Raw genomic sequence first — 8,575 nt, 5'->3', positions numbered from 1 at the left:
CGACCGCAACACCTGCATAGATTATGACTAAATCAGCAGGAGCGACAGCCAGTAAATCGCCGAACAAATAACTCATTAAATCGATACGAACAGAATCTAAAAAACTGACGGCGATTAAGCCTAGAGAGAGGGAACTGTGCGCTAGAATACCGAGTAACGTGTCAGTGGCGACCAATTTTTGCTTTTGTAGAGTCACAAGAATCAATGCTAAACCTAGGCAACAAACCAGCAAAGCTAAGTAGAGATTAATGTTCAATAGAAAGCCAAGTGCTAAGCCCATTAAAGAAGCATGGGCTAAAGTATCGCCAAAATAGGCCATCTTTCTCCAAACGACGAAAGATCCCAGCGGTCCAGCAATCAGTGCGATACCGAGTCCTGCCAAAAGTGAAGGAAGGAGAAAATCAATCATGTGTGTGTCCATGGTTATGGTTGGCGCATTCTGTTGCATTACCGGTAACAGGGTTACCAGATAAATCATGATGGTGATGATCATGCTGATGGTGGTAGATAGCGAGCGATTCGCGACCACTATGGCCAAATAGCGCGATGTAGCTTGGGTGTTGCGTGATGTCTTGTGGTGATCCTGAACAGCATATGTGGTGGTGTAAGCAGATCACGTCGTCGGTTTTTGCCATCACTAGATGAAGATCGTGAGACACCATAAAAACAGCGCAGCTAAACCGATGGCGAATATCATCGATAAGATTGTAAAGGTCGATCTGTCCCTGTATATCAACGCCTTGTGCTGGCTCATCAAGGACCAATACGTCTGGTCTTTGCAGCAAAGATCTTGCTATTAATACGCGTTGATTTTCGCCACCCGATAATTGATGCATGTTGTTACTAATAAGGTGCTCAGCTTTGACCAATTTTAATGCGTCAAGAATTTCTTGCGCACTGTAACGCCCAGCCAATTGCAAAAAACGTTTTACATTCAGTGGTAGTGCATCGTTCAGTCTTAGCTTTTGAGGGACATAGCCAATTTTGCATGAAGCCCCGCGCTTCACGACTCCAGAGTCCACTTTTTGTAGGCCAAGTAAAACCTTAACTAAGGTCGATTTCCCAGCTCCGTTAGGCCCAATGAGCGTGGTTATTTTTTTTCGTTCAAGTGTTAAGTTAACATTGTCTAAAACGCGCTTATTGTTAAATGTTACGCAGATATTGTTTAACTCAATCAAGGGGGGCATAAATAGAACTCATTTGCAATTAGCTATTGTTATAATGTAACATCCATTCCCTCCATATTCTACAGAACGATGACTGGCACGCAAATGAGATTTCGTTTATTAATTGCTTCAATCCTATTTTTTAATATCAACTCTGCTTGGGCAATGAACCTACTGACGAGCATTAAGCCGATTCAAATGATAGCCACCGAAATAACGCTCAACGCCGGTGATGCCGATGTATTGTTGGCAAACAACACGTCCCCTCATGATTATGCGCTGCGCCCCTCTGACATACGACGTATTCGTAGTGCCGATCTTGTCGTTTGGTATGGGCACGATTTAGAACCCTTCCTAACAGGTGTTTTGTCGAATCAAGACAACGTAATTACATTAAGTGAGATTCCTCATCTTTCCTTGAGAGAGTACCAAGGGGATCACGATCATGGTGAACATGACGGTCATGATCATGGTGACCATGATCCTCACTTTTGGCTAGGTTATGAGCCTACCTTGCAGGTCGCAAAGGCCTTAGCCGATCGGTTATCTTTACTAGAACCGAACAACCGTAAGCAATACCAACAAAACTACCAGACCTTTGAATTACGGTTAAAACAAGAAAAAGCGCGGATTGAAGACAAGCTAAAACCAGTTAAGAAAAATGGCTACTATGTATTCCATGATGCGTATGGATATTTTGAATCCGATTATCAATTGAACCATTTGGGTTACTTTACCGTCAGCCCAGATAGGAAGCCTGGCGCAAAAAGCTTAATAGCGATTAAGAAAACCTTACAGGAAAATCAAGCCAAGTGCGTGTTTTCAGAGCCCCAATTTACGCCAGCAATTGTAGAGTCAGTAACTCGAGGTAGCAGCGTAGGGCTAGGTGAGCTTGATCCTATTGGTTCAGAGATTACTGTTCAGGCTGATAGCTACTTTGTGTTTATTCATTCTCTGGCCGACAGCTTTGTCGAATGCCTTAAATAAACCCGCGAGCGACCAGCGATACATCTAAAACTACAAACAAAACGTTTTTTTGCGGTATTGTCAGCTGAATATCTGTAGGGGTTCATATACACTACAAAGTTAGCGCCGCAAAAAAACACTCACCTAAGAGCACAAGCAACGTTCGCTTAACTTTATTGTGTGAATATTATTCTTTCATGGCGTAGCAATACACTGACTTTGATGCTGAAAGGGTATAGTTTGCTATTTCGTTTTTGTTTGTTCATCTTCTTCTCTTCGCTACCAAGATTGGCTATAGCGATAGACAGCATGCCTTCAATTTTTTACCCTTTGTCGACACAGGAAGAAGGGCGTGTTATTGCAGCAAAAAAACTCTTCTTAAGTGAGCAAGGTGGCATCTGGATCCACGATGTTCATGGGCGTGTTGTTTTTTACGATGGTGACAATACCCTACCAAGTAGCGGTTCAGCATTAGACTTCACCACAGAACAGCTGGTTTACTTAGACCAATCCTTTTGGTCTTTCGCCGACAACGAGGTTTATCGTTCAAAACCTAACCATCAAAGAGAGCTAGTATTTAGCTTAACGCCTGGTACCAATATACGATCTATCGGTACATCTAACCGTTATATCTGGGTAGCCGATGATAGTAATTTCTATACGTATCACATTGGTACTGGCGACTTCAATACCTACTCTTTGATGCAACTTTACCAATCAAGTGATGCTAGTCGAGTTGATATCAATGATGCTCAATTCATTTTTTCTAAATGGGTGTTAGCGACGAATTCTGGCGCGTTCATATCTGACAAGTTTGAACTTGTTCATGTTTCCTCTTCTGGCAAGCACTATATAGAAACATTGTACTTCTCAGCATCAAGGCGAGAATTAGTGGTTGGCTCAATAAAAGGGGCGCTTGTTATCGACATTACTCAGCCAGAAGCGCCGCCAAGATTTATAAGTGATCACCATGTTCTCTCTATCGCCGAGACAGATAATGAATATTGGGTTGGAACGGAGGTAGGATTATTTGTTCATTCTTTCGCTACCGGTGAAACCAAACAGCTGGAAGGCGGTGTGAGCGCGAAGTACGATCTTGCGGGAAATAAAATCTATTCTCTTATCAATGACACTCGTCAGGGGATTTGGATCGCGACTGAACAAGGTATTCGTTACTTTTCACTCTACAGTGAAAAGTTTCGCCGAATTCCAAAGTACATGCTTACCTATAACAGTGGTGGGGAATCACTCAAGAAAATTGTCAAAAATGAAAATCGTGAAGGTCATTGGTTGGTCTCAGATAAAGCGTTATACCTTGTGGCTTTGCAAGATAAACCTTTCAGAACGTTAATCTATGATCAAAGTGAAGTGTTCGATTTAGTTCAATACGGCGATACCTTATTGGTAGCAACACGGTCAGGCATTGTGTGTATTGACATCAATACAGGCGAAGTCATTGCGGATGATGGATTACCAAATAGTATAAAATCCAAAACTATAGAGCAGATAGAGTTAGATTCAAAAGGCAACTTGTGGGGAGTGAAAGGATCGAACCTCTGGTCTTATAACTTGAATACGAGTCGTTTTAAAGATCACGGTGATCTATGGATGGTAAGTCGATTTAAACCAGCCAGCGTGACGCTGCTTAGAGCAACAGAATTATCCGGATTATTTATCGGTACGGATCATGGCCTTTACCAATTACAAAATGGTGAGGTTCGCTTTTTTAAAGACAGCACTCAATACGGTCATGTTGTTGCGATTAAGGAAATAGATACGGCTATCTGGGTGGCTTCTACTTATGGGATATTTAGAGTTGAGGACAAAAAAGAACACATTTCCCCGATTCCTATGGTGGAACAAAATATCAGCCCTAAATGCCTTATTCAGAACCAGAGTGGAATCTGGTTAACCTCGACCGCTGGTTTGTCCTTCTATGACAGTGATGGAACGCTGAGCAAACATATAGGTGCGCCATTTGGCGTGTTAAACAATGAATTTGTTTCTAGTCTATGTGACCCTAGTAACAATGGTGTCAATGATCTATTGCTGGGCACAACAACAGGTCTAATTCTAGTCAGTGAAACAGCACTGCTCAACGACCCTTTGCCAACTGGCCAACTCCTGTTTAGTCAGATAAGCGTCAATCAAGAACCGATAAGTTTAGGCGTTAAGCTGTCGGAGCGTTTTACCATTAATTATGGTGATTCTGTCGGATTTTTAATGGGTGTTGTCCCACGAAGTAATATCGATAACCTTTATTATCGGATGGATGACGATAAGGAGTGGTTCAAACTAGAAGGACGCCAACTCTCCTTCGATCACTTAATGCCTGGTTCACATATATTGCATTTCAAAATAGCGTCTTCTATTCGCGGTGACAGTGAGTTTACGTCGCAAGAGTTTGTTGTCTTAGAGCCTTGGTATCTTAGCGGTTGGGCTATTTTCGTTTGCGTTTTAATGACAATGACTTTTGTTGGTTTAATGTCGCTTTGGCGATCTCGTCTGATGTCAGCATCAAATAAAATGCTAAAAGCAAAAGTCTCTCTAAAAACCAACCAACTACGCCACCAAAGCCGCATTCTGCTCACGAATAACAAGCAACTTAGGAAACAGTTGGAAGTTAGGCATCTAATTTACAATCAAGTGATCACATCAGTGCAAGACAATTTGAACACTCTAGCGCGTAACCATTCAGCACGTAACCATTCAGCAGGCAGCAATCAAAGAGAGAGGGGGCTATCCTCGCAAGAAATCATTAGATTGGTTTCTAAGGAGTTGGAAATTCTTCGTGATGCAAAAAGTAATGGCAGTGGTACTAAGCAGGTATTCGATTTATTCCTGGTGACCTCCACGGTGTTATCCGGTTGGCAGTCAGAATTTACAAAGTCAGGCATAGGTATCGAGTTTAGCAGTGCAGAGGAAAGCGTTTGGGTTGAACTGAGTAACTTTAATTTAGATGTCGTGATCAATACATTGCTTGATAGTGTTTTAGAGCGGTGTTTTAAAAACCAACACGTCCAGATTGAGGTGAGTAGTGCTGATGGTATCGCTACCTTGAAAATGATCGACAGCGGTCGAACGTTTCCCGATCTAGAAGGATATGAACAAGTCACTTCATTGGACCTAAGTGTACACAACCTACCTACGCTTGTTACCGAAAGTGGAGGCAAGCTTGCGTATTTTGTTTCTGAAGAGCGTAACTTGATAGAAATTTTTTGGCCCGTTGCTGAAACCAATGCAGCACGTGACCATAATGACGTCCAAGAAAGCGAATTAGATGAACGTGAAGGGGGGGGCAATGTCGATCAAAATTGGATGTATAAAATAGAGAGCTTGGTTGGTAAACACTATGAAAATGCCGATTTTGGTACAGCCGCCGCCGCCAAACATCTTTTCATTTCAGAAAGAAGCCTGCAAAGGCGATTTAAAGCAAGCTATGGAAAAACCTTTAAAGAGTACCTTAATGAATACCGCCTAGAAAAAGCGGCCAAAAGATTATTAGCCGGAGATAAAGTGTCTGACGTCGCTTTTGATTGTGGTTATAACGATGCTTCATACTTTAGCCAACGATTTAAGCATCACTTCGGCGTTTCACCGACACAGTTCATCGAGGGCAACGAGTTGCCTCAGAATAATAAGTTATAGTTACGTATTACTGGTAACTCATCCTAACTATGGTTGAAGAAAGCATAGCCTGCCACTTTTCTCCGTAACGCGGGTATATCATGAACACTCTTCATGAACTTTCATGCATGGGTTTTCACTAGTCACGCCTAATACTTCAGTTACTCTATCCATTCTTATTTTTAAGTACATCTTTGTTTATTCAACGCTATCGCCAAAAAATGGTAACAATGAAGGCGGATAGACTCGAACGTAGAATAAAGACGATAAGTAGTCGATATATTATTGGTTTTAATTTAGTTGGTTTTAATTTAGTTGGTTTGTATCTAGGCAGTGAGGTTAAGCTAGAAGTAGAGATTTGAAGTGTACTAAGAAAAAAAATGTCGTGGCATAGCCGGGGGACTATACCACGGGTGTCAATGACACCTTCGCTTGCTGCCGGAGTGGTATGGTAGGAACCAAACCACCTCTGGAATTTGTTTAGAGGAAAACCCTCTCGACGTGAATAACTATAAATTAGACCACTTATTTCACGTATAAAATTAACGACAATCTAATGTAAGAAAACCGACATATTGGTAGGTGGGTTTAAGTGTATGTTTTTATTGGTTTAAATTGGCGGGTGAGGTTAATTCTAAAAAATAGAGTATATTGATTGAGAGGTGAGGTTATAAAATTAACGTTTTTGACGTAGAGATAACTTACGAAATTGACATCACCATTATTGGAAAGTTTGATTTCACACAATATCTTCACGATCAATTACCTCTACAATCGCCATTGTTAATAGAAATCCTTCTCATTAGCATTGATGTGGCGCGAATATGAAGTTATCTGAATTAAAACAAGGTGAGAGCGCAGTCATAAAATCTTTTGACTCTATGCCTCTAGACACTCGAAAAAAACTCATGGTGATGGGGGTGCTTCCCAAAACGCCAGTAACACTGATCCGACGGGCCCCGTTAGGTGATCCGCTACAGGTGGATGTAAGAGGTGTGTCGTTAGCACTCAGGCATAACATCGCTGCTCAAATTACAGTGGAGATCAGCGAATGAGTTACCAGATATTGACGGTGGGAAACCCAAACAGCGGTAAAACCACGCTATTCAATGCACTCACCGGTGCCAAGCAACAAGTGGGCAATTGGGTTGGCGTCACGGTAGAAAAAAAGACAGGCTCGTTTTCTCATGCAGGTGAAGATTTCGGTTTGACGGATTTACCAGGAATTTATGCACTAGACAGTGGTAACGATACGAACAGCATTGACGAATCCATTGCGTCAAGAGCGGTGTTAACGCACCCTGCTGACCTCATTGTCAATGTTGTTGATGCGACATGCCTTGAACGTTCTCTTTATATGACGCTTCAATTAAGAGAATTAGGACGACCAATGATTGTTGTTCTTAATAAAATAGATGCGCTAAAAAGAGAAAGGCAGCACATTGATGCCAAAAAATTAGAAAAAGCGATAGGGTGCCCCGTCATAGAGCTATCGGCCACCGATAAATCAAAAGTCAGTGCCTTTAAAAAGAGCCTACATAAGCGGATTGTTCAAGGTATCCCGCCTCGTGAGTTAGGCCTTACCTATAACAGTGATTTTGAGCAGTGCATTAAACAAATCGAACCGATCTTCTCGGACAAAACGGTGACTCGCCGGGCATTGGCCATTCGAGCATTAGAAAATGATCGCTTGGTACTTAATACAATGAGTCGTGATGACAGAAACACGGTCACTCAGCTACAAACAACCTGCAATATAGATATCGACTTGTTGGTCGCAGATACAAAGTACACTTACTTGCATGAACTATGTAAAAACGTTCGCAAAACAGAAGGTAAATTTAGCCGCAGCTTTACCGAGAAAGCAGACCAATTCATTTTGAACAAATGGGTTGGTATTCCTTTCTTCTTTGTCATCATGTACCTGATGTTTATGTTCTCCATCAACATCGGTAGTGCGTTCATCGACTTTTTTGATATTAGTGTTGGTGCAATACTGGTTGATGGTGGGCATTACTTATTAGATGATCACTTACCCGTTTGGTTAGTCACCATACTCGCTGATGGTATCGGTGGCGGTATTCAAACGGTTGCGACCTTTATACCTGTTATCGCTGCGCTTTACCTGTTCTTAGCGATACTAGAAAGCTCGGGTTACATGGCTCGTGCGGCATTTGTACTTGATAAAGTGATGCAGAAGATTGGTTTACCGGGTAAAGCATTTGTCCCACTGGTACTTGGTTTCGGTTGTAACGTGCCTTCAATCATGGCAACTCGTACTCTTGACCAAGAGCGCGAACGTAAATTGGCAGCATCAATGGCGCCGTTTATGTCATGTGGTGCTCGTTTGCCGGTATACGCACTGTTCGCAGCGGCATTCTTCCCTGGCGCTGGCCAAAACGTAGTATTTGCTTTGTATATTCTTGGTATCGTTGCTTCTGTATTTACGGGTCTGTTCCTGAAAAACACGATCTACCCGGGTAGCAGTGATAGCTTAGTGATGGAAATGCCAGATTACGAATTGCCAACAGTGCAAAACGTAATGCTGAAAACTTGGCAGAAGCTGAAGCGTTTCGTACTTGGCGCAGGTAAAACCATCGTGATGGTTGTGGCCATTCTTAGCTTCCTAAATTCACTAGGTATGGACGGTAGCTTTGGTAACGAAGACAGCGAAAATTCAGTACTGTCTAAAGCAGCTCAGGTTGTCACTCCTGTGTTCCAACCGATTGGCATTACTGAAGAGAACTGGCCTGCAACGGTTGGTATCATTACGGGTATTTTCGCTAAAGAAGCCGTTGTTGGTACGCTAAACAGCC

The 8,575-nt window shown here is 42.2% G+C and carries 6 protein-coding genes; 4 read left to right on the top strand and 2 right to left on the bottom strand.

Annotated features, from left to right (window positions below):
- Both ACP45E_RS09470 and znuC read right to left on the bottom strand, forming a co-directional pair.
- A partial coding sequence (locus tag ACP45E_RS09470) for a metal ABC transporter permease (protein ID WP_198927707.1) occupies nt 1–409 on the bottom strand: 409 nt, incomplete at its 3' end.
- Nucleotides 402–1,187, bottom strand: coding sequence for a zinc ABC transporter ATP-binding protein ZnuC (gene znuC / locus ACP45E_RS09465; protein ID WP_017034856.1), 786 nt, complete (start codon nt 1,185–1,187; stop codon nt 402–404). The genes ACP45E_RS09470 and znuC, both read right to left, overlap by 8 nt.
- A 69-nt stretch (nt 1,188–1,256) precedes the next feature.
- Between znuC and znuA the strand changes: the two genes are divergently transcribed.
- The 4 genes from znuA to feoB form a co-directional block, all read left to right on the top strand.
- Nucleotides 1,257–2,153, top strand: a complete 897-nt coding sequence (gene znuA / locus ACP45E_RS09460; RefSeq protein ID WP_017038058.1) for a zinc ABC transporter substrate-binding protein ZnuA — start codon at nt 1,257–1,259, stop codon at nt 2,151–2,153.
- Between the two features lie 288 nt (nt 2,154–2,441).
- Nucleotides 2,442–5,780, top strand: coding sequence for a helix-turn-helix domain-containing protein (locus ACP45E_RS09455; RefSeq protein WP_017038059.1), 3,339 nt, complete (start codon nt 2,442–2,444; stop codon nt 5,778–5,780).
- Nucleotides 5,781–6,583: 803 nt separating this feature from the next.
- Entirely contained in the window at nt 6,584–6,814 is a 231-nt protein-coding gene (locus ACP45E_RS09450) for a FeoA family protein (protein ID WP_017035354.1), read from the top strand.
- On the top strand, nt 6,811–8,575 hold a 1,765-nt coding region (gene feoB, locus ACP45E_RS09445), incomplete at its 3' end, for a ferrous iron transport protein B (RefSeq protein WP_069584927.1). The genes ACP45E_RS09450 and feoB, both read left to right, overlap by 4 nt.

This window comes from Vibrio genomosp. F10 str. 9ZD137 (genome assembly GCF_049974785.1).
GTDB lineage: Bacteria > Pseudomonadota > Gammaproteobacteria > Enterobacterales > Vibrionaceae > Vibrio.
Note: the sequence above shows the minus strand (reverse complement) of the source record. Positions and strands in the feature narration are given on the sequence as shown.

Bases quoted from the DNA above. Each gene is read 5' to 3' on its own strand.
- znuC (WP_017034856.1), bottom strand. From the start codon at position 1,187: ATGCCCCCCTTGATTGAGTTAAACAATATCTGCGTAACATTTAACAAT.
- znuA (WP_017038058.1), top strand. From the start codon at position 1,257: ATGACTGGCACGCAAATGAGATTTCGTTTATTAATTGCTTCAATCCTA.
- ACP45E_RS09455 (WP_017038059.1), top strand. From the start codon at position 2,442: ATGCCTTCAATTTTTTACCCTTTGTCGACACAGGAAGAAGGGCGTGTT.
- ACP45E_RS09450 (WP_017035354.1), top strand. From the start codon at position 6,584: ATGAAGTTATCTGAATTAAAACAAGGTGAGAGCGCAGTCATAAAATCT.